Below are 19,587 nucleotides of genomic sequence, written 5' to 3' on the forward strand. Positions count from 1 at the left end.
CGCGCTGCAAAATGAAAAAGGCGGTCATCCGCAAGATGACCGCCCGAAATCGTTTCCAAAATCCACCAGAATGACGGGTTTCGATCAGTCCGCCCATTCCCAGGGCCGGGTGAACCCGCCCAGAACCGATGTAACCTTGGCCTCGTCAACCGCGCCATCCCGCGAAAGGCGCGCCACCAGCCCGCGCTTTTTATCCTCGATCACCTCGGTGACCTGTGCGGCAAGCCCGGCCCCGGCCAATGCCGCATCATAGGTGCGCGTGATCGCCAGCCGCCGCAGATCGGGTTTGAACACCTTGCCCACCGCCGTCTTTGGCAGTTCCGACAAAATCTCCAGATGCTTCGGCACGGCGGCCCGCTCACTGATATGGTCCTGCGCATAGGACATCAGTTCGTCCTCCGTCGCTGCGGCCCCCTTGACCAGTTCGACATAGACGCAAGGCACCTCGCCGGCATGGGCATCGGGTTGGCCGATAGCGCCCACCATCGCCACCGCCGGATGGCCCATCAGTACCTCTTCTATCGTAGCGGGGTCGATGTTGTGGCCCCCCCGGATGATCAGATCCTTGGCGCGCCCGGTGATGTAAAGATAGCTTTCCGCATCCAGCCGGCCCAGATCGCCGGTGCGCAAAAATCGCCCCTCGGCGAACAGGTCGCGGTTCTTGTCCACCTCGGTATAGGTTGACCCTTCGAACACGCCGGGGTTGGCGACGCAAATCTCGCCCACCTCGTCCACTGCGCAATCGCGGAACCCTTCGGGCGTCTTTTGCAGGATGCGGACGTGGCTATAGGGAAAGGGCAGCCCGACCGAACCGATTTTCTTTCGCCCCTCGGGCGGGTTACAGGCCACAAGGCAGGTCGCTTCGGTAAGGCCATAACCTTCGATGATCTGGATGCCGGTGGCCTTTTCGAACCGGGTGAACAGCTCTAGGGGCAAGGGGGCAGAACCGGAAAACGCACCGCGCAGGGTGGAGATATCGGCATTGATCGGGCGCTGCATCAGCGCCGAAAGTGCTGTGGGCACCGTGATCAGATAGGTGCATTTCCAGCGCTCGATCAGCTTCCACAGATTGTCGAACACGCCTTCACCCCGATAGCCCGCAGGGGTGGGAAAAATCACATGCGACCCGGCGGCGATCATCGACATCAGCACCGGATAGGCGGCAAAGACGTGAAACAGCGGCAAGGGACACATCACCGCATCGGTTTCGCGGAACAACAACTTGTGGCCGACCCAACCGTTATAAACCATGCCCGACACCTTGTGCTGGGCCACCTTGGGCATGCCCGTGGTGCCGCCGGTGTGGAAATAGGCCGCCACCCGGTCGGCCGGGTCATCGGGAAAGGTCAGCCGGTCGGCAGGCTGGCGCGCAATGCCTGCGGTGAAATCAACCGTCCTGGCGTTGTGGGCCACCGGGTTCTTTGGCCGGATCAAGGGCACGATCAGCGATTTCAGCCCCGCCAGATAGCGCACCAGATCCACCTCGACCACGGCTTTCACGCCGGGGGCAAAGCGCACCGCTTCGGCCACCTTTTGCGGCACGTCTGTTTTCGGGAACGCTTTCAGGGTGACGACGACCTTGGCTTTGGTCTCGCGCAGGATGGCGCTGATCTGTTCGGGCTCCAGCAGGGGGTTGATCGGGTTGACGATCCCGGCAACCGCCCCCCCCAGCAGAGTGATCGCCGCCTCAAGGCAGTTGGGCAGAACATAAGCCACCACATCCTGCGGCCCCACGCCCAGTTCGCGAAACAGGTTAGCGGCCTGGGTGACCTTGCCGTGCAATTCGGCCCAGGTCAGCGTGATCGCCTTTGATCCCGGATCGGACAGCAGTTGATACGAGATTGCGGGCCTAGCCCCATGGGCGGTTTTGGCGCGGCCCACATATTCGTGCATGGTCCGGGCAACATCGCGCGCGGCCCATGGAGTTTCATCCTCGATGGCCCGGCTGTCCGCGATGGACGCAAAATTCCCCATGATCCCCTCCCAAGGCTCCGCCTGCCGCGGATGTCATTGGCATAAATGATGGGCAGTTTTGCCGGCCTTGCCAAGAAGGACGCAGCGTCCATGGGCAAATCGGCGGGTCAGGGACGATCCAGCCCCGGAAGGAGCCGGTGCCGGCTCGTCGCCCCTTACGCCGCTTGCGGAATGCGCAGCACCTGACCCGGATAGATCTCGTCGGGTTGCGACAGCATCGGCCTGTTTGCCTCGAATATGTCCATATAGCGGTTGGCGTGGCCCAGTTCAGCCTTGGCGATATGCGACAGGGTTTCCCCCTTTTTCACGGTGTGAAAACGTGGTGCCGGGGCATTCGGCTCATCCTCGGCCTCGACCGAAGCGACGCCCTGCACGTTGCCAACTGCAAGGATGACCTTTTCCTTGACCTCGGGCGAAACGGCCTGCCCTTCCAGCTTTACCTTGTCGCCCTCGACCTTGATCTCCAGGCCGGTGGTGTCCAGACCAAGATCGGAAACCTCTTTTTTCAGAACCGCCGGGGTCGGGGCGGCATCGGGGGTCTCGGTTTCCAGCTTTTTGCCCGAACCATGCAGAAAATCCCAAAAGCCCATTACACTTCTCCATGATGTTCACGTCCCACAGCGGGTCCGTGCACATCATGCGTAGCGGGTGAATGTAACGCGCGGGGAAAAGCGGGTGATTTCTCCCGTCAGTCCAACGACCCATCGGTGAACTGCAACCGCGCCAGCCGCGCATAAAGCCCGCCCTCGGCGACCAGCGCCTCATGGCTGCCGGTCGCGACGATGCGGCCCTGATCGAACACCACGATCCGGTCGGCTCGTTTCACGGTGGCCAGTCGGTGCGCCACCACCAGAACCGTGCGGCCCTGGCCCAGACGCTCGACCGCCTCTTGCACCAGCCGCTCGCTTTCGGCGTCCAGCGCGCTTGTAGCCTCGTCCAGCAGCAGCACGGCGGCATCGCGCAGAATGGCCCGCGCAATGGCGATGCGCTGCTTTTGCCCGCCCGACAGCATCACCCCACGTTCGCCTAGATAGGTGTCATAACCCATAGGCAGAGCTGCGATAAAGTCATGGGCGGCGGCGGCGCGGGCGGCAACCTCCACCTCCTCATCACTCGCCTCCGGCCGGCCAAAGCGGATGTTTTCGCGCGCCGAGGCGGCAAAGATCACCGGGTCTTGCGGCACCAGCGCCAGCGCATGGCGGAAATCGGCGCGGCTCAGGTCGCGCAGGTCGATCCCGTCCAGCCGGATCGCACCGGATTGCGGATCGTAGAACCGCATCAACAGGTGCAGCACCGTCGATTTCCCTGCACCAGAGGGACCGACCAGCGCCACCGTCTCGCCCGGTTTCACCACCAGCGAAACGCCGTCCAGCGCCGAAACGCCTGGGCGCGCGGGATAGCGGAACTGCACGTCGTCAAACACGATCTCGCCCCGCACCGGGCGCGGCAGCGCCATCGGCACCGCAGGGTCGCGCACCGTATCCTCTGCCCCCAGCATCTCGACCAGACGTTCGGTAGCACCCGCCGCGCGCTGCAACTCGCCCCATATCTCTGACAGGGCGCCAACTGACCCCGACACCAGCACCGCGTAAATCACGAACTGCACCAGTTCGCCCGCGCTCATCGTGCCAAGCCGCACATCGCGCGCGCCCATCCACAACACACCCACAACCCCGGCAAAGACGAGGAAGATCACGATGACCGTCATCACCGCCCGTGTCCTGATCCGCTGTTGCGCCGAATCGAAGGACCGCTCGGTCGCCACGGCAAATTCGCCGCGCGTCTGGGTTTCGTGGGTGAAGGCCTGCACCGTCTGCACCGCCAGCAGCGCCTCTGACGCCTTGCCAGAGGAATTGGCGATCCAGTCCTGATTTTCCCGGCTTAAACTCCGCAACCGACGCCCCAGCACGATGATCGGCACCACGACGGCGGGCACCACCAGTAGCACCAGCCCCGTCAGCTTGGCCGACGTCAGCGCCATCAGCACGATGCCCCCCAGCAGCATCAGCACATTGCGCAACGCAACCGACACCGAAGATCCGATGACCGACAGAATCAGCGTGGTATCCGTGGTGATCCGGCTAAGAACCTCGCCGGTCATCACCTTTTCAAAGAACGCCGGGCTCATCCCCAGCACGCGGTCAAACAGCGCGCGGCGCAGGTCGGCCACCACCCTTTCGCCCAGCCGGGTAACGAAATAATACCGCATCCCGGTGCCCAGCGCCAAAAGCCCGGCAATGCCAATGGCCGCCAGAAAATACTGGTCCAGCAGATGGATCGACTCATTGAAGCCGTCCACCACCCGGCGCACCGCTATCGGCAGGATCAGACTGACGGCAGAAGTGATGACCAGCGCCACCCCCGCAAGGGCTGCCATGGTGCGATAGGGCCGTATAAAGGGCCAAAGCGCCTTCAGCGCGCCAACCCGCCGCGATTTCTCGCGGCTTTCTGCGGTGGTATCAGCCATGCTCGGCCCCTATCCTGCCAGACCCGTCCTTTCAGACCCGCGGCTTATGCCCCCAAAGCCCGGCACCGCGCAAGCGTGGCGGGCTGTCGCGCCCTATTGCACGATGCAGGATTTGCCGCGCCCGATGGCCTTGCACACCGCACTGACCCCCGGCGGCAGCACGGTGGACGGCGGATCGGCCTTTTTCTGATAGGGAAAGTCCGGCAACTGCCCATCGGACACCCCGCACAGGAAGGTCATCGAATACCACGTCACCGCCCCGGCAAAGGTATCGGTCAGCAGCATGCCCGAATGGCTTTCGCTGCCGATCACCTGATACGAGCCTTTGCAGTACTCTGCCGCCTCGTTCATGCACTTGTTCGGGCTGCGCTTGCATTTCACATAATCAACCGTCACGCCCGAGGGCGTGTCGATCTGCTCGATGCTGTCGGCCATCGCCAGACCGGGCAACAGCAGGATCAGAAAAACCAGGAATGCTCGCATATCGGCCTCTGTTGGGCTTTTCGGGCGGTTTACGGGGTTTTGGCCAGTTTGGAAAGTCACAACGCCGCAGGCTGGACCCGATGGACAGGCGGACCGAGTCGCGCAAGACTTGGGCCGCACCGAAGGAGGCAGGGATGAGCCAGACCGACCCAAGGATCGACACCTTTTTCGCCCAAGCGCCGGTCTGGCAGGCCGAGCTGCTTTTGCTGCGCCAGATCGTGCTGGGCTGCGGGCTGACCGAGGAATGGAAGTGGAGTTCACCGGTCTATACCGCGCAGGGCGGCAATGTGGCGATCCTCTGGGGCTTCAAGGATCGCGCGACGCTGGGGTTCTTCAAGGGCGTGCTGCTGGCAGATCCTGAAGGAATACTGGCCCCGCCGGGCGACAATTCCCGCTCGGCCCGCGTCGTGAACTTTACCAGTCTTGCGCAGATCGTGGCCCTTTCGCCGGTGCTGCAAGACTATCTTGCTCAGGCGATCGAGGTCGAAAAGGCGGGCATGAAGGTGGATTTCGCCAAGGACGACCTGCACATGCCGGAAGAGCTGGCGCAGACCCTGGCCACCGACGCACCCTTGCGCGCGGCGTTCGACGCGCTGACGCCGGGCCGCCAACGCAGCTGGATCCTGCATATCGGTCAGGCCAAGGCGGCGGCAACGCGGCTTGGCCGGGTTGAAAAGGCCCGCCCCGCCATTCTGGCGGGCAAGGGGCTGAACGACCGCTAACCCCAGCCGCCCAGCAGGATATTGCGCGTCACCTGTTCCACCGGGCGGTCGCGGGCGATCAGGCCTGCCACCCACTCGCAACTGGCGGCGTTGAACACCGCGCCCTTGCCACGCCGATACTCTGCCATGCAGCCATTGCCCCGGCTGGCGCGGCCAACCGTCTCAGGCGTGACCGCGCCATAGACATTCAGCGCCACCTCTTCGGCATCCGCCGTGCCGATGAAACTGTCGCGGTCATGCGGCCCGGTGTGGTGCGACAGGGTCGTCGCGGGCGACAGGCCGACAATGGTCAGCGGTCCGTCCAGCGCCGCCTCTTCCGACGGTTCGGGCAGGCCCTGACGGAAGGTGAAATCGATCCCGTCCACCTCATAGCCGAAAATCTTCGACGCGGCCCCTAGCACATCGCCATAGCCCAGCCCCGTGCCCCGCATCGCCCAGTGATCAGGCCGCCAGATCAGGAACCCGCCGGTGCCATGGGCGGCGCAGCGGCTCCACCCGGCATAGACGCCCATCGCCCCGGTCAGGCCCATGGTCCGGGTGGCGGGCCGGGCCACCTGCGGGTCGTCCCAATAGCTGGTCAGACGGCGCGGGTCGGGTGTGGGGTCTTCGGCATGAGCGCGGGATTTGAAACAGGTCTGGGTGGTCAGATCATCCGAAAGCCGGGTTTGCCAAAAGAAATTGCCACCAAACCGCGCCAGTTCGCCCCCCCGGTCCAGCCAGCCGTCCAGATGGTCGCGCATCTCCCATGTCCAGTATTCGTCATGCCCGGCAATCAGCGCGCGGGGGTATCCATCCAGCTCTACCGCGTTCCGATGCAGATCGTGCTGGGTGGTATAATCCAGCGCGATGCCCTGCGCTTCGCACCACAGGGCAAAGGGCCGCTCAAACGCCGCCCAGCCGGACGAGGCGTATTTCTTCGAAATCCTCTTGGCACGGGCATAGTTCATATGGGGATAGCGCGGCTTGGTCAGCAAAGGCGAGGCATGGGGGATGCGCGGCGCATCCGATGGCCAGCGCACGAACCCCTTGGCCCAGGGGCGCAGCAGGCTGACATGAGGTGCGAAATCATCACCCTTCGGCCCCGACAGCCCCTGATAATGGTTCGACCCGCCCCAGTCGTTATAGGCGCACCAAGTGCCCGTCGCCAGAACCATGACGATCTTGGCGGATGGCTTGCTGGCCCGCAGCACGAACATATGCTGGCTTTCATGCCCCGGTACTGTCAGCGTGATGGTGTAAACTCCGCTTTGCCACTCCGCGGGGATCGGCAGGGCCAGCGCCTCGGGCCAGTTGCAGCCGGTTTCCGAACAATCGGCAGGGGTATGGGCAAAGGTCGTGGCGATCTCGGCGCGATAAACCACCTGCGGCACCAGCCCGTCGCGGGCAATCGTGAGGCTGGCCTTGTCTGCGGTCGAGGTCAGATGCAGCCGCAGGGTGTCACCCGGCAGATAAGACAGCGCATCGGTATAGCCCCAGACCTGCGGGCGGTTACGGTCGGACGAGGCCATTTCATAGTAATGCCCGGTAACGGGATCACCGTCATCAAAGGGGCCTGCGGTGAAGAAACCGTTCATCCCCCCATCCTTTGCGCCACATCCAGCATCCGGTTGGAAAAGCCCCATTCGTTGTCATACCAGCCGAACACCCGCAGCATTCCGCCCTTGGTGACCCGTGTTTCCGGCAGGGCCATGACGATACTTTCGGGCCGCGCGCGCAGGTCGGTGGAAACCAGCAGTTTTTCAGTCCAGCCGATCACGCCCCCCACAGCGCGCAGGGCGGCGTTCACCTGATCCACTGTCGGCACCCTTTCCACCATCACCGCCAGATCGACGGCGGAAACCGAGGCGGTCGGCACGCGGACCGCCGATCCTTCGATCCGCCCGGCGATCTGGGGCAGCACGGTATCCAGCAGGCGCTGCGCGCTGGTCGTTGTCGGCACCATTGACAGGGCGGCGGCACGCGAGCGGGCATAGTCGGCGGCAGGCGCATCGACCGTGGGCTGGCTGCCGGTATAGCAGTGGATCGTCGTCATAGACCCGGTGACAACGCCCCAGTTTTCATCGATCAACCGCGCCAAAGGGGCCAGCGCATTGGTGGTGCAAGAGGCGTTCGAGACGATGCGCTGATCCGCCAGCGTGGCGTCATTTGCGCCCAGAACCACGGTAAGGTCGGCCGCTTGCGAGGGGCCAGAGATCAGCACCCGCCGCGCGCCTGCCGTCAGGCCACGTTCGGCCACCGCGCGCGCATCGGCGCGGCCGGTGCATTCCAGCACTACGTCAACGCGGGACAGATCAAGGCCCGAAATATCGGATGTGCGGTGCAGCGGGATCGCCTTGCCATCGACCACCAGCGCGCCATCAGTCAGGGCCACCGTGCCCGGCCATGGGCCAAAGACCGAGTCGAATTCAAACAGATAGGCGCACATCGCGGCATCGGCGATGTCATTGATGCCGGCGATGGTCATGCCGGGCACCGCCCCCTTGGCCCAGGCCCGCAGAACCGACCGTCCGATGCGGCCGAAGCCGTTGATGAAGATGCGCATCCTGTCTCTCCGCCTTGGTCTTTTGGGCCGTCCTGGCCTGTTTGGCCGTCTTGGGCGCAGTCTCACCACCTTCGCGCGCGTCCCGCAATGGCTGCAATCATATTTGATCAAATCGCCCGGCTTTCCCTTGTGCGGAACCCGCGTCATGATGGCGGGAAAGGAGCCGCCGATGGAAAATCTGGAACCGGGCTATGACATTCCCGCCCTGCCGGGCTGGCGCGAGGATCAGGTGCAGACCCCTGCCCTGCTGGTCGATCTGGACGCGCTGGAGGCGAACATCGCCCGCATGGCGGCGGCGGCGCAGGCGGCGGGCGTTGCGCTGCGCCCCCATGGCAAGATGCACAAATCAGCCGATGTGGCGCGGCTGCAGATGGCGGCGGGGGCGGTGGGCCTGTGCTGCCAGAAGGTATCAGAGGCCGAGGCCTTCGTGCGGGCGGGCCTGCGCGATGTGCTGGTCACGAACCAGATCGTCGATCCGGCCAAGATCGACCGGCTGGCGCGGCTGGCCGGAATGGCGGCGGTGGGGGTCTGCGTGGACAATGCGGCCAATGTGGCCGACCTGTCGGCGGCCTGCCTGCGGCATGGCACCACCCTGCGCGTGCTGGTCGAGGTGGATACCGGGCAGGCGCGCTGCGGTGTGGACACCCCGGATCAGGCGGTTGCGCTGGCCCGTGCCATCCAATCCGCGCCAGGTTTGGACTTTGGCGGGGTGCAGGCCTATCAGGGCGCGATGCAGCATCTGCCCACCCATGCCGAACGGCAGGCGGCGTTTCAGGCATCGCAGGCACGGCTGGTGCCGGTGCTGGCGGCCTTGCAGGCGGCGGGTATCGCCTGCCCCACCGTGACCGGGGGCGGCACCGGGTCTTGGGGGTTCGAGGCGGCAAGCGGTCTGTGGACCGAGCTGCAATGCGGGTCTTATGCCTTCATGGATGCCGATTACGGGCGGATCACTGGGGCCGGAGGGAGTCGGCTGGACGCAGAATGGCAGAATGCCCTGTTCGTGCTGGCACAGGTGATGAGCTTGTCGCGCGGTCGTGCGGTCTGTGATGCGGGGCTGAAGGCGATGACGGCGGAAAGCGGGCTGCCGCTGGTCCGGGGCCGCGAGGGCGTGACCTATCAGGGTTATTCCGACGAACACGGCCAGTTGGATGACCCAGCCGGGCGGCTGCGGCTGGGCGACCGTATCCGCCTTGTGCCGGGCCATTGCGACCCGACCTGCAACCTGCATGACTGGATGGTCGCCACGCGCGGCGGGGTGGTGCAGGCTTTGTGGCCCGTCACCGCGCGCGGCAAGGTGTTTTAGGGTCGGTGCGTGCCAAACACGCACAGCAACCTTAGGCCAACGCGCCCGCCTTGGCGTGGATGTGGCTGACAAGGCCGGGGTCAAGCCGCAGGCGCGCGGCCAGCAGGGCCAGATAGCCTTTTTCCACGGCCCCCTCTGGGTCCACAGCCATGACCGAAGCGGCATAGACCTCGGTCGCCTCCTCCTCGGTCGTGGCCAGCTTGACCACATCGCCAATCTCCAGCGGCGCGGCCAGTTCGTCGGCGATCAGCGCCTGCGCATCCCCGCCAAGGCCAAGGTGCGACAGGCCGCCGGTGATGCGGGCCTGTTCGTCTGCCGTGATCTGGCCATCAGCATTGGCAGCCGCGATCATCGCCTTGAGCAGCCGGTGCGACAGGGCATCGGCGGCCTCCTGATCCTGCGGCATGAAGTTGGGGGCGGGCGGGGGCAACTCAACCGGATCGGCCTGCGTCTCCTGCGCCTGCGCGTCCTTGCCAGCCTTCCAATCCTCATAGGCCTTGTAGGCGAGGCTGCCGATCAGCGCGGCCCCACCCACCTTGACACCAGTGCCGATCATCCGGCGGCCACCGCCGGTCAGGATCGCGGCCAGAAGGCCGCCGGCAATTGCGCCCTTGGTGGCGCCCGACTGGTTGTTCCAGGTGGCCTTGGCCTTGCCCAGCATGTCATTCGCGCCCTGACCAGAGGTCAGATCCTTTACCCCACCAATCAGGCTATCAAGAAAACTGGCCATGGAACCCTCCGCTTGGCTGTGCCCATGACTATGTGCATGCCGCGTGACGCACTCAAGACGCGCCCCAGCCCCCCCCGCCCGGCGTCAGCATTTCAAAGGCCGCGTCGGCGGAAAGGTGCCGTTCGTCATTGCCATTCAGGGTTTCCACCCGGCCATCTGGCCAGAGAACGCGATTGACGCCACAGGCGCCGGGCTGACCGCCCGCCATGCCGAAGGGCGGAATTTCACGGCTGCCGCACAGCGTGGTGACGGTGACGGACTCAAGGAATCTCAAGACCCGCCGCGCGCCGTTGCCGCCGTGATGCTGACCTGCGCCACCAGAGCCTTGGCGGATGCCGAAAACTTCCAGCCGCACGGGGAAGCGGCGTTCCAGAATTTCGGGGTCGGTCATGCGGGTGTTGGTCATATGGCTTTGCACCGCGTCGCAGCCGTTGAACCCCGGCCCCGCCCCAGTGCCACCAGCGATGGTTTCGTAATTCTGAAACCGCTCATTGCCCCAGACGAAATTGTTCATCGTGCCTTGCCCCGCCGCCAACACGCCCAAAGCGCCATAAAGTGCGTTGCAGGCGGCTTGGGAAACCTCGGTATTCCCGGCAATCACGGCTGCCGGGGGTGCCGGGTTCAGCATCGAGCCTTCGGGCACGATCAGGGTGATGGGGCGCAGGCAGCCTTCGTTCAGGGGTATGGGTTTGCCGACAAGGGTGCGGAAGACATACAGCACCACGGCGCGGGTAATGGCGGCGGGGGCATTGTAATTGCCGGAATGCTGCGGGCTGGTGCCGGTGAAATCCACCACTGCCGTGCGGTCGGCATGGTTGACGCGGATGGCCACGCGTATTTCCTGCCCGGTGTCCATCGGATAGCGGAAACTGCCATCTTGCAGCCGGTCAATCACGCCGCGCACCATCGCCTCGGCATTCTGCTGCACATGGGTCATGTAGGCGCGCACCGTATCCGCGCCGTGGCTGTCGCAGACGTTCAGCAACCCGCGCCGTCCGGTTTCATTGGCCGCAATCTGGGCCTTGAGGTCGGCCATGTTCTGGTCAACCGCCCGGCAAGGATAGGGGCCAGAGGCCAGCAGGGCACGGGTTTCGCCTTCGGCCAGTTCGCCAGCACGGACAAGGTGGAAGAGGTCGATCAGCACCCCTTCCTCGGCGATGGTTTTCGAGTCGGGCGGGGAAGACCCCGGCGTCCGCCCACCGATGTCGGCGTGATGGCCACGCGAACCCAGCCAGAAGGCCGGTTCATCGCCGATGAACACCGGGGTGATCACCGTCACATCGGGCAGATGGGTGCCGCCGTTGAAGGGGCTGTTCAGCATCCAGGCGTCGCCGGGTTTCGCGGTGCCCTTTGTCGCCGCGATCACGATTTTTACCGCATGCGACATCGACCCCAGATGCACCGGCACATGGGGTGCGTTGGCCACCAGATCGCCCGCACCGTCAAAGATCGCGCAGGAAAAATCCAGCCGTTCCTTGATGTTGACCGACCAAGAGGTGTTGGCCAGCGTGGCCCCCATCTGATCGGCGATGGACATGAAGAGGTTGTTGAACACCTCTAACAGAACCGGGTCGGCCTGCGTTCCGGCGGCGGGCGGGCGGGCCTGCGCCTCGGTCCGCTCAAGGATAAGGTTGGCTTGGGCGTCAACGCGGGCGGTCCAGCCGGGTTCGACAACCGTGGTTCCCGTGGCTTCGCGCAGGATCGCGGGGCCGATGATGCGGGTTGCGGTTCCAAGAGTGGGGCGGTCGTAGAGGGGCACGGCTTGCCACTGGCCGCCGATGAAGATGGTCAGGTAGTCCAGCGGGTCGGCGGTGCCTTGCTGCGCGGGCGTTTTGGGCAGCGTTGCGCCCTGACCAATCGCCTCAACCGCCAGAAATTCAAACACCAGCCCCCGTTCGGGCGAGGCAAAGCCGAAACGGGCGCGGTGGGCGTTTTCAAATGCCTGCGCCATGGCTGCGGGCGGGCCAAAGGGCACGGGCAGCGGCTGGTGCTGGCCCTCGTATCGCAGATGGGCAAGGCGGATGACCTGCGCATCGGTAACGCCCTGTTCGGCCAGCTCGGCGCGGGCCTCGGATTCGAGGTCTGCAATCCGGGCAGCGGCCTGCGTATGATCGGCCACAGGCGCATCGAACTGGCCTTCACGCAGGGCGCGCAATTCGGCCAGCCCCATGCCAAAGGCCGACAGCACCCCGGCAAAGGGGTGCAGGAACACCCGGCCCATCCCCAGCGCATCGGCCACGCCGCAGGCATGTTGCCCACCCGCACCGCCAAAGCATTGCAGGGTATAGCCGGTCACATCATGGCCACGCTGGACGCTGATTTTCTTGATCGCATTCGCCATGTTGTCGATGGCGATGCGCAGGAACCCCTCGGCCACCTGCTCGGGCGGTTGCGGCGGCTGGCCAGTGGTGGTGGCGACCTGCGCCGCAAGGGCTGCGAACTTTTCGCGCACCACATCCACATCCAGCGGCTGATCCCCACCGGGGCCAAACACCGCCGGGAAGTGGGCAGGCGACAGGCGGCCCAGCATCACGTTGCAATCGGTGATCGTCAGCGGCCCGCCGCGGCGGTAACTGGCCGGGCCGGGGTTGGCGCCCGCGCTTTCGGGGCCAACCTGAAAGCGCCCATCACGGAAGGTGCAGATCGACCCACCACCCGCCGCAACGGTGTGAATATCCATCATCGGCGCGCGCATCCGCACACCCGCGACCTCGGTTTCAAACGATCGTTCAAATGTGCCTGCGTAATGGCTGACATCGGTGGACGTGCCGCCCATGTCAAAGCCGATCAACTGGTTGAAACCAGCCGCCTCGGCGGTTTTCACCATGCCGACGATGCCGCCTGCGGGGCCGGACAGAATCGCATCCTTGCCCTGAAACCTGCCTGCCTCGGTCAGACCACCGTTTGATTGCATGAACAACAGCCGCCCGGTGGCGCGGCCCATGTCCAGCGCCCCTTCGACCTGCGCCACATAGCGGCGCAGGATGGGCGAGAGGTAAGCATCAACCACCGTCGTATCGCCCCGCGCCACCAGCTTGGCCAGACGGCTGACCTGATGGGAAAGGGAGATTTGGGTAAATCCCTCCTCCTCGGCAATCGCGCCCAGCCGCGCCTCATGCGCGGGGTTCAGCCAGCCGTGCATCAGCGCCACCGCCACGGCGCGGATGCCTGCGGCATGCGCGGTTCGCAGCGCCGAACGGGCGGCGGCTTCATCCAGCGGGCGGACCTGATCGCCATTGGCGTCAAGACGGCCCGGCACCTCGACCACCTGTTCATAGAGGAGATCGGGGCGGCGGATGTTCAGGGCAAACAGGTCAGGCCGGGCTTGGGTGCCGATGCGCAACAAATCCCCGAAGCCTTCGGTGATCAGCAGCAACACCCGCTCACCCTTGCGCTCCAGCAGCGCATTGGTGGCAACGGTGGTGCCCATCTTCACGGCGGAAATCGCGCCTTCGGGCAGGGGATCGGCGGTGCCAAGGCCAAGGCTGTCGCGGATGCCCTGCACGGCCGCATCGGCATAGCGTTCAGGATTTTCCGACAAGAGCTTGCGGGTCTCCAAGCCGCCATCCGGCCTGCGGGCCACGATGTCGGTAAAGGTGCCGCCCCGGTCGATCCAGAATTCCCAAGCCATGCCGCCCCCATCTTTCGGCCCTTGGTGCGGGCCGATCCGCCCCAAGTCAAGCCGAAGCGTTGCGTGGCGGCCCAGCGCGCCGCACGGTGCCGCCAGCCGGGGTTAACCCATCGCCCCTATTTCTGCCGCCCGAAACAGGTGCGGCGTTACGCCGGAATTTCAGCGCATGGGTGAGATATGAACAAGGCGATTACTCAGGGTCTGGTATTGATGCCGCCAGCATTTTCGGCAGGTCTCAACCTGTGGTCGCGAGAAGACGGATTGCCGGGTCAGGGGTCTTATCTGGCGCAGGCCAATGCCGCCTATGTGCCCTCGGATCAGGATTTCGGCGGCTGTCTGGAGCTGCAAAAGACCACGACAACGCAAAAGCTGCGGTGCTTTCAGAACATCCCCTGTCAGCCGAGCCTGTATCTGCGGGTAACGGCCAAGGTAAAGACCATGTCGGGCGCGCTGCCCTCGGTTGCCATTGCGGGCTGGGCCGGAACCTCGGGCGGCGCGAATGTGACCACAGCCCAGCAGGTCGGGCCAAGTGTGGCGCTGACCGGCTATGGCACGGTGGTAACGGTGACGGCCATCATCGGGTCGGGCAACCGGCAAGGGGTGGACATGGTCTGGGGCACCGCGCCCGCCTTTGGCCATTTCGGCCTGAACCTGACCGGCGCGAATGGCGGAATCGTGCGGATCGACGACATCCAGATCGAAGATGTCACCGATGTCTTTCATGCCGAGATGTTCAACTGGGTCGATGTGCGTGATTACGGCGCCAAGGGCGACGGCATCACCGACGACCGCGATGCGTTCGAGGCGGCGGATACCGCTGCCGCTGGCCGCACTGTCGTGGTCTCACCCGGCAGCTATTTCATCGGGTCGAACCTGACCTTTGACAATCCGGTCAAGTTCGAGGGCACCATCACCATGCCCGATGCGGCCCGTCTGGCCTGCACCCATGATTTCGATCTGGAAACCTATGCCTCTGCCTTTGGCAATGAGCTTTTGGGGTTCAAAAAGGCGCTTCAGGCGCTGTTCTATTTCACCGACCATGTGGAGTTGGACCTTAAGGGGCGCCGGGTAGAGCTGGACGGCCCAATTGACGTGGCCACCCTGTCGGGGCTTACCAACTTTGCCCAGCGCCGCCTGATCTGCAACGGCCAGTTGACCACCCTGCCCGGCACCCCATGGGCCACGGCCACGGTGACCTCAACCGCCACCTATACCACCGCCAACACGCAAAAGCTTACCGGCGTGACCAATATCGCGCAAATTCCGGTGGGCGCGCGCATCAGCGGCACCGGGGTGGGGCGAGAGGTTTATGTGACGGGGCGCAACCTGGCCACCGCCACACTGGACCTGTCGGCCCCCTTGGTCGGCGGTTCGGGCACCCGCAGCTATACGTTTGACCGTTACAAATACATGCTGGACTTCTCGGGCTTTGCGCAACTTTCCAAGTTCGAGCTGGTCAATCTGGAAATCCTGTGTGGCGGCGATGCCAGCGGCGTTCTTCTGGCCGCAACGGGCAGCACCTTTCGGGTGGCCGATTGCGTGATCAACCGGCCCAAGGACCGTGGGATTACCTCTTACAATCAGGGGTGCCAGGGCTTGCTGATCGATGATTGCCAGTTCCTGTCGAACGAACAGGGCGTGCCCGCGCAGACCCGCACCACCCTTGCGCTGAACACCAATCAAAACGACGTCAAGATCCGCAACTGCCGCGCGGCCAAGTTCGGCACCACGGTCGTGATGCAGGGCACAGGCAACCTGATTTTAGGCAACCACATCTTTCAGGGCGATGACGAACCAACCGGCACCCGCCGCGCCGCCATCGTGCTGACGACGCCTAATTCCATGACCACAATTACCGGCAACTACATCGACAATTGCTTTGTTGAGCTGACGAACGAACATTCCGACCAGCCTGACTACAATGCGCAATACAGCTTTGGCGGGCTGACCATCACCGGCAACACCTTTACCGCACAAAGCGTCGGCGCGTGGTTTTCATGGATCGTGGTAACCCCACGCGGCACGGGGCATTTCATCTCTGGCTTGTCAGTGATGGGCAATGTGTTTCGCTGCCGCGAAGTGTCGATAGACCGGGTTGAACGGGTCGATACCACCTATGCGCCGCTGGTCTATACCGGGTTCCGCAATGTCATCTTTGACGCGAACACCTATAACGGCGTGTCGCAGGAAACCTCTAGCCCGCTTTTGATCGAACATGTTCAGGCCACCGCCAGCGACACTTGGGTGGTGGATGGGGCGGGCTATATGCCCTTCCTTGGCCGGGCGCGGAATGTGACGGGCGTGGTGCTGGAAGGCGCGCTGACCAATGCGGCCAATGCCACGCAATGGGCGCAGCCCTATGCGCTGACCGAACAGGGCGCGTCAGGCGGGCAGGTCAACCTGAAATGGCCCTCGGCGGTCAAGGGGCGGGCGCAGGTGACCATTCGCTGCGACAACCCTATCTGAGATATGGCCTATCTGATGTGGCCTATCTGAAGGGGCCGGTTTAAGGCAACCGCAGATCTTCGGCGGTCAGGCGGAAAGCCTTGCCAAACCCCGCGTTCAGCAGGGCGATCTGCGGCACCAGCCGGACAAAGGCGAAATCGGCGAAATCGACATAAAGTTTCGCCTTGGGATGCGCGGCCAGCCACTGGTCGCGCATTGCTGTGCGGGCCGGGTCATCGGCCGCGACAAATTCCGCCCGCGCCTGCACCATCAGGCGCGGGTGGGTCAGCGGGTCGCCCCGAAAATCGCCCCGGTCGCCGACCTCGCCAAGCATCATCGAACACAGCGGGTTGGCGCGCAGCCCGGCGAAATGCGATGCAAGGGCCGAAATCAGTGTGATCGGCCCGCCATCCGGACCTAGGCCAAAGGCGATACGGCTGATCATCGGGGCCGCCGTTGCCGGATCGGCATAGGCCAGCGCGGCATGGGTCGCGCCTTGCAACAACGACAGGGCCAGTGCGCGCGCCGCATCATCAGCGGGCTGAACGGGGTCGGGGCGGGTGGTCATGGTGTCGCGGGCCGTTGACAGGGGGCGGGTCCGGGCGTTTGGTAGCGGTGTTTCATGACGCCCGCCAGCATTTGGCCCTACCTTCCTTTCGGGACAGCCCCACCATGACCCATGCCAGCGATCCGGCGCAACCCGCGGCGGAGTTTCTGCCAAAGCTCGTCACCACCTTGCGCGAAGGTTACCGTGCCACCGACCTGCGCGCCGATGCCTTGGCCGGGCTGACGGTCGCCATCGTCGCGCTGCCCCTGTCGATGGCCATCGCCATCGCCTCGGGCGTCGGGCCAGAGCGGGGGCTGTTCACCACCATCATCGGCGGGTTTCTGGTTTCGGCGCTTGGCGGCAGCCGGTATCAGATTGGCGGGCCAGCGGGTGCCTTCATCGTGCTGGTCGCGGCTTGCGTGGGCCAGATCGGCCTGCCGGGGCTGCTGCTGGCCACCATCCTGTCGGGGCTGATGCTGGCCGCGCTGGGGCTGTTCCGTCTGGGCACCTATATCCGCTTTATCCCCTATCCGGTCACGGTGGGATTTACCGCAGGCATTGCGGTGATCATCTTTTCCAGCCAGATCAAGGATCTGCTGGGCCTGACCCTGCCGGGCAAGGAACCATCTGACATCCTGCACAAGATCCCCGCGCTTTGGGCCGCGCGCAGCACGCTGACACCGGCGGCGCTGGCCGTGGCGGCAGGCACCATTGCGGTGATTGTCGGGGTAAAGCGGTGGAAACCACAGGCCCCGAACATGCTGATCGCGGTCGTACTGGCCTCGGTCGCCGCCGCTGTGCTGCATATGCCGGTAGAAACCATCTTTACCCGGTTCGGTGCCCTGCCCCGCGTGCCGCCCGCCCCCAGCCTGCCGCCCATGGGGGTGCAGGCGGTGCTGGCGGCTCTGCCCTGGGCCATCAGCTTTACGCTGCTGGGGGCGATTGAATCGCTGCTGTCGGCCGTGGTGGCCGATGGCATGTCAGGCCGCCGCCACCGCCCGAATGCCGAACTTTTGGCGCAAGGCGTCGCCAATGTCGGATCGGCGCTGTTTGGCGGCATCTGCGTGACCGGCACCATTGCCCGCACCGCCACCAATGTGCGCGCGGGCAGCCGGGGGCCGGTGTCGGGCATGCTGCATGCGGTTTTCGTGCTGGTGTTCCTGCTGGTCGCGGCGCCGCTTGCCGGCTTCATCCCGTTGGCTGCCCTTGCCGGGGTGCTGGCCGTCGTCGCCTGGAACATGGTGGAGCGCGAGGCAGTCTGGCAACTCTTGCGCATATCGCGCGCCGATGCGGTGGTGCTGCTGGTCACATTCCTGCTGGTGGTGTTCCGCGATCTGTCCGAAGGCATCGTGGTGGGCTTTGCCCTGTCGGGCATCGTCTTCATCCACCGCATGTCGGATGCGACCACCGTCGATCACGCAGCACCCGAGATCGAGGGCGAGGCGGCGAATGGCCAAATCGTCTATCACCTGCACGGGCCGTGGTTCTTTGGTGCCGCAGCGCGACTGGGGGCGCTCTTGGATCAGGTGGCCGAAAGCCGCAGCGTCTTTGTCGTCGATTTCACCGATGTGCCGCTGATCGATTCTTCGGGAGCGCATGCGATGGAAATGCTGGCGCGCAAGCTGCACCGCAAGGGCGGGCGGCTGTTCCTGATCGGCACAAGGCCGGATGTGCGCCATGCGCTGCACAAGGCGGGGGTGCATGACCCGCTGGCCCGCTTTGTGCCGAACCTTGCCGCCGTGTAAAAGGCCTTGGTTCAGAACGGGTCGGCCGGATAGCCCACGCCCGTCAGATACAGCCCGTCGGGCGGGGACACCGGCCCGCAAGCCGCGCGGTCGCGCGCCTCCAGCGCCGCCTTCACATCGCCCGGCGCCCATGCGCCTGCGCCTACCCGCTCCAGCGTGCCCACGATCGAGCGCACCTGATTGTGCAGGAACGACCGGGCGCGCAGGGTAAAGCGGTATTCGGTGCCGCCCGGATAGGGCAATTCGGCCACCGCAATCTCATCCAGCGTCTTGACCGGGCTTTTCGCCTGACAGATCGAGGCGCGAAAGGTGGTAAAGTCGTGCAACCCCACCAGATGCGCCGCCCCTTCCCGCATCGCCGCCAGATCCAGCGGGTTCTTCACCTGCCAGACATGCCCCCGGTCATGGGTTGCAGGTGCCCGCCGCACGACCAGACGGAACAGATAGCGCCGCTCGATGGCCGAAAACCGGGCGTGGAAATCATCGCCCACCCGCGCCACGGCCAGCACCGAAACCGGATGCGGCCGAAGGTGGTGATTCAGCGCCTCGCCCACGCGAAACGGCTCCCATTCGCGGACCAGATCGCAATGCGCAACCTGCCCGGTGGCATGAACCCCGGCATCGGTGCGCCCCGCCGCCGCAATGGTATGCGCCCCCGGCTCCAGCCGCGCCAGTGCCTCTTCGATCACGCCCTGAACCGAGACTTGCCCCTGCGCCTGCCGCTGCCAACCGGCAAATGGGCCACCGTCATATTCGATTTTCAGGGCATATCTGGGCATACCCCCCGGTTACCCCCACCGCACGGCTCTGTCCATTCCCCCCTCACCCTGACCCTCTCCCCCGAGGGGAGAGGGGGAGGCACGCATCGGGCAGGGCGGGAAGCTGAAAAGGGGGCACTCCCTCTCCCCTCGGGGGAGAGGGTTGGGGTGAGGGGGGCCTCCCACCCGAATTGCCGCACCCCGCCGCCCATTCCCCCTACACATACCCCGCCCCCGCCC

Annotated in this window: 14 protein-coding genes; 4 read left to right on the plus strand and 10 right to left on the minus strand. The window is 64.7% G+C overall.

Annotation, left to right across the window (positions count from 1 at the left end; translation table 11 throughout):
* Positions 1 to 84 precede the first annotated feature (84 nt).
* From JI744_RS01320 to JI744_RS01335, 4 genes are all read right to left on the minus strand, one after another.
* Positions 85 to 1,974, minus strand: coding sequence for an acyl-CoA synthetase (locus JI744_RS01320; protein WP_202657532.1), 1,890 nt, complete (start codon positions 1,972 to 1,974; stop codon positions 85 to 87).
* A gap of 155 nt (positions 1,975 to 2,129) precedes the next feature.
* Positions 2,130 to 2,564 carry a peptidoglycan-binding protein LysM gene (gene lysM, locus JI744_RS01325; protein ID WP_202657533.1) on the minus strand — a complete coding sequence of 145 codons (435 nt, stop codon included), beginning with the start codon at positions 2,562 to 2,564 and terminating at the stop codon, positions 2,130 to 2,132.
* A 98-nt stretch (positions 2,565 to 2,662) separates the two neighbouring features.
* On the minus strand, positions 2,663 to 4,441 hold the full coding sequence (locus JI744_RS01330; protein ID WP_202657539.1) for an ABC transporter transmembrane domain-containing protein: 1,779 nt from the start codon (positions 4,439 to 4,441) through the stop codon (positions 2,663 to 2,665).
* Between the two features lie 93 nt (positions 4,442 to 4,534).
* Complete coding sequence (locus JI744_RS01335; RefSeq protein WP_202657540.1) at positions 4,535 to 4,924, minus strand: hypothetical protein; 390 nt, start codon at positions 4,922 to 4,924, stop codon at positions 4,535 to 4,537.
* Positions 4,925 to 5,058: 134 nt separating this feature from the next.
* Here JI744_RS01335 and JI744_RS01340 point away from each other — a divergent pair, with 134 nt between their 5' ends.
* Complete coding sequence (locus JI744_RS01340) at positions 5,059 to 5,646, plus strand: YdeI/OmpD-associated family protein (RefSeq protein ID WP_202657541.1); 588 nt, start codon at positions 5,059 to 5,061, stop codon at positions 5,644 to 5,646.
* Here the strand turns inward: JI744_RS01340 and JI744_RS01345 are convergent.
* Positions 5,643 to 7,220 (minus strand): N,N-dimethylformamidase beta subunit family domain-containing protein, encoded by a 1,578-nt coding sequence (locus JI744_RS01345; protein WP_202657542.1) that lies wholly within the window; start codon positions 7,218 to 7,220, stop codon positions 5,643 to 5,645. The two genes, JI744_RS01340 and JI744_RS01345, sit on opposite strands and share 4 nt — an antisense overlap.
* A complete protein-coding gene (locus tag JI744_RS01350; protein WP_202657543.1) occupies positions 7,217 to 8,188 on the minus strand; it encodes a type I glyceraldehyde-3-phosphate dehydrogenase in 972 nt (323 codons plus the stop codon). The genes JI744_RS01345 and JI744_RS01350 overlap by 4 nt, the downstream gene beginning before the upstream one ends.
* A 169-nt stretch (positions 8,189 to 8,357) precedes the next feature.
* Here JI744_RS01350 and JI744_RS01355 point away from each other — a divergent pair, with 169 nt between their 5' ends.
* A complete protein-coding gene (locus JI744_RS01355; RefSeq protein WP_202657544.1) occupies positions 8,358 to 9,491 on the plus strand; it encodes a DSD1 family PLP-dependent enzyme in 1,134 nt (377 codons plus the stop codon).
* Between the two features lie 31 nt (positions 9,492 to 9,522).
* Here JI744_RS01355 and JI744_RS01360 read toward each other — a convergent pair whose 3' ends face one another.
* A complete protein-coding gene (locus JI744_RS01360; RefSeq protein WP_202657545.1) occupies positions 9,523 to 10,221 on the minus strand; it encodes a tellurite resistance TerB family protein in 699 nt (232 codons plus the stop codon).
* 52 nt (positions 10,222 to 10,273) lie between these two features.
* Positions 10,274 to 13,852 (minus strand): hydantoinase B/oxoprolinase family protein, encoded by a 3,579-nt coding sequence (locus JI744_RS01365; RefSeq protein WP_202657546.1) that lies wholly within the window; start codon positions 13,850 to 13,852, stop codon positions 10,274 to 10,276.
* Positions 13,853 to 14,029: 177 nt separating this feature from the next.
* On the opposite strand from JI744_RS01365, the gene JI744_RS01370 reads away from it, so the two are divergent.
* Positions 14,030 to 16,318, plus strand: a complete 2,289-nt coding sequence (locus JI744_RS01370) for a glycosyl hydrolase family 28-related protein (protein ID WP_202657547.1) — start codon at positions 14,030 to 14,032, stop codon at positions 16,316 to 16,318.
* A 40-nt stretch (positions 16,319 to 16,358) separates the two neighbouring features.
* Here the strand turns inward: JI744_RS01370 and JI744_RS01375 are convergent, their stop codons facing one another.
* A complete protein-coding gene (locus JI744_RS01375) occupies positions 16,359 to 16,865 on the minus strand; it encodes a HugZ family pyridoxamine 5'-phosphate oxidase (RefSeq protein WP_202657548.1) in 507 nt (168 codons plus the stop codon).
* A gap of 104 nt (positions 16,866 to 16,969) precedes the next feature.
* Here JI744_RS01375 and JI744_RS01380 point away from each other — a divergent pair, with 104 nt between their 5' ends.
* Positions 16,970 to 18,589 (plus strand): SulP family inorganic anion transporter, encoded by a 1,620-nt coding sequence (locus JI744_RS01380; protein ID WP_202657549.1) that lies wholly within the window; start codon positions 16,970 to 16,972, stop codon positions 18,587 to 18,589.
* A gap of 11 nt (positions 18,590 to 18,600) precedes the next feature.
* Here JI744_RS01380 and truA read toward each other — a convergent pair whose 3' ends face one another.
* On the minus strand, positions 18,601 to 19,368 hold the full coding sequence (gene truA / locus JI744_RS01385; protein ID WP_202657550.1) for a tRNA pseudouridine(38-40) synthase TruA: 768 nt from the start codon (positions 19,366 to 19,368) through the stop codon (positions 18,601 to 18,603).
* Between the last annotated feature and the right edge of the window lie 219 nt (positions 19,369 to 19,587).

The organism is Fuscibacter oryzae (assembly GCF_016765795.1).
GTDB lineage: Bacteria > Pseudomonadota > Alphaproteobacteria > Rhodobacterales > Rhodobacteraceae > Fuscibacter > Fuscibacter oryzae.

Excerpts from the sequence above, each read along its gene's own strand:
- JI744_RS01320 (WP_202657532.1), bottom strand. The coding sequence starts at position 1,974 with ATGGGGAATTTTGCGTCCATCGCGGACAGCCGGGCCATCGAGGATGAA.
- lysM (WP_202657533.1), bottom strand. The coding sequence starts at position 2,564 with ATGGGCTTTTGGGATTTTCTGCATGGTTCGGGCAAAAAGCTGGAAACC.
- JI744_RS01330 (WP_202657539.1), bottom strand. The coding sequence starts at position 4,441 with ATGGCTGATACCACCGCAGAAAGCCGCGAGAAATCGCGGCGGGTTGGC.
- JI744_RS01335 (WP_202657540.1), bottom strand. The coding sequence starts at position 4,924 with ATGCGAGCATTCCTGGTTTTTCTGATCCTGCTGTTGCCCGGTCTGGCG.
- JI744_RS01340 (WP_202657541.1), top strand. The coding sequence starts at position 5,059 with ATGAGCCAGACCGACCCAAGGATCGACACCTTTTTCGCCCAAGCGCCG.
- JI744_RS01345 (WP_202657542.1), bottom strand. The coding sequence starts at position 7,220 with ATGAACGGTTTCTTCACCGCAGGCCCCTTTGATGACGGTGATCCCGTT.
- JI744_RS01350 (WP_202657543.1), bottom strand. The coding sequence starts at position 8,188 with ATGCGCATCTTCATCAACGGCTTCGGCCGCATCGGACGGTCGGTTCTG.
- JI744_RS01355 (WP_202657544.1), top strand. The coding sequence starts at position 8,358 with ATGGAAAATCTGGAACCGGGCTATGACATTCCCGCCCTGCCGGGCTGG.
- JI744_RS01360 (WP_202657545.1), bottom strand. The coding sequence starts at position 10,221 with ATGGCCAGTTTTCTTGATAGCCTGATTGGTGGGGTAAAGGATCTGACC.
- JI744_RS01365 (WP_202657546.1), bottom strand. The coding sequence starts at position 13,852 with ATGGCTTGGGAATTCTGGATCGACCGGGGCGGCACCTTTACCGACATC.
- JI744_RS01370 (WP_202657547.1), top strand. The coding sequence starts at position 14,030 with ATGAACAAGGCGATTACTCAGGGTCTGGTATTGATGCCGCCAGCATTT.
- JI744_RS01375 (WP_202657548.1), bottom strand. The coding sequence starts at position 16,865 with ATGACCACCCGCCCCGACCCCGTTCAGCCCGCTGATGATGCGGCGCGC.
- JI744_RS01380 (WP_202657549.1), top strand. The coding sequence starts at position 16,970 with ATGACCCATGCCAGCGATCCGGCGCAACCCGCGGCGGAGTTTCTGCCA.
- truA (WP_202657550.1), bottom strand. The coding sequence starts at position 19,368 with ATGCCCAGATATGCCCTGAAAATCGAATATGACGGTGGCCCATTTGCC.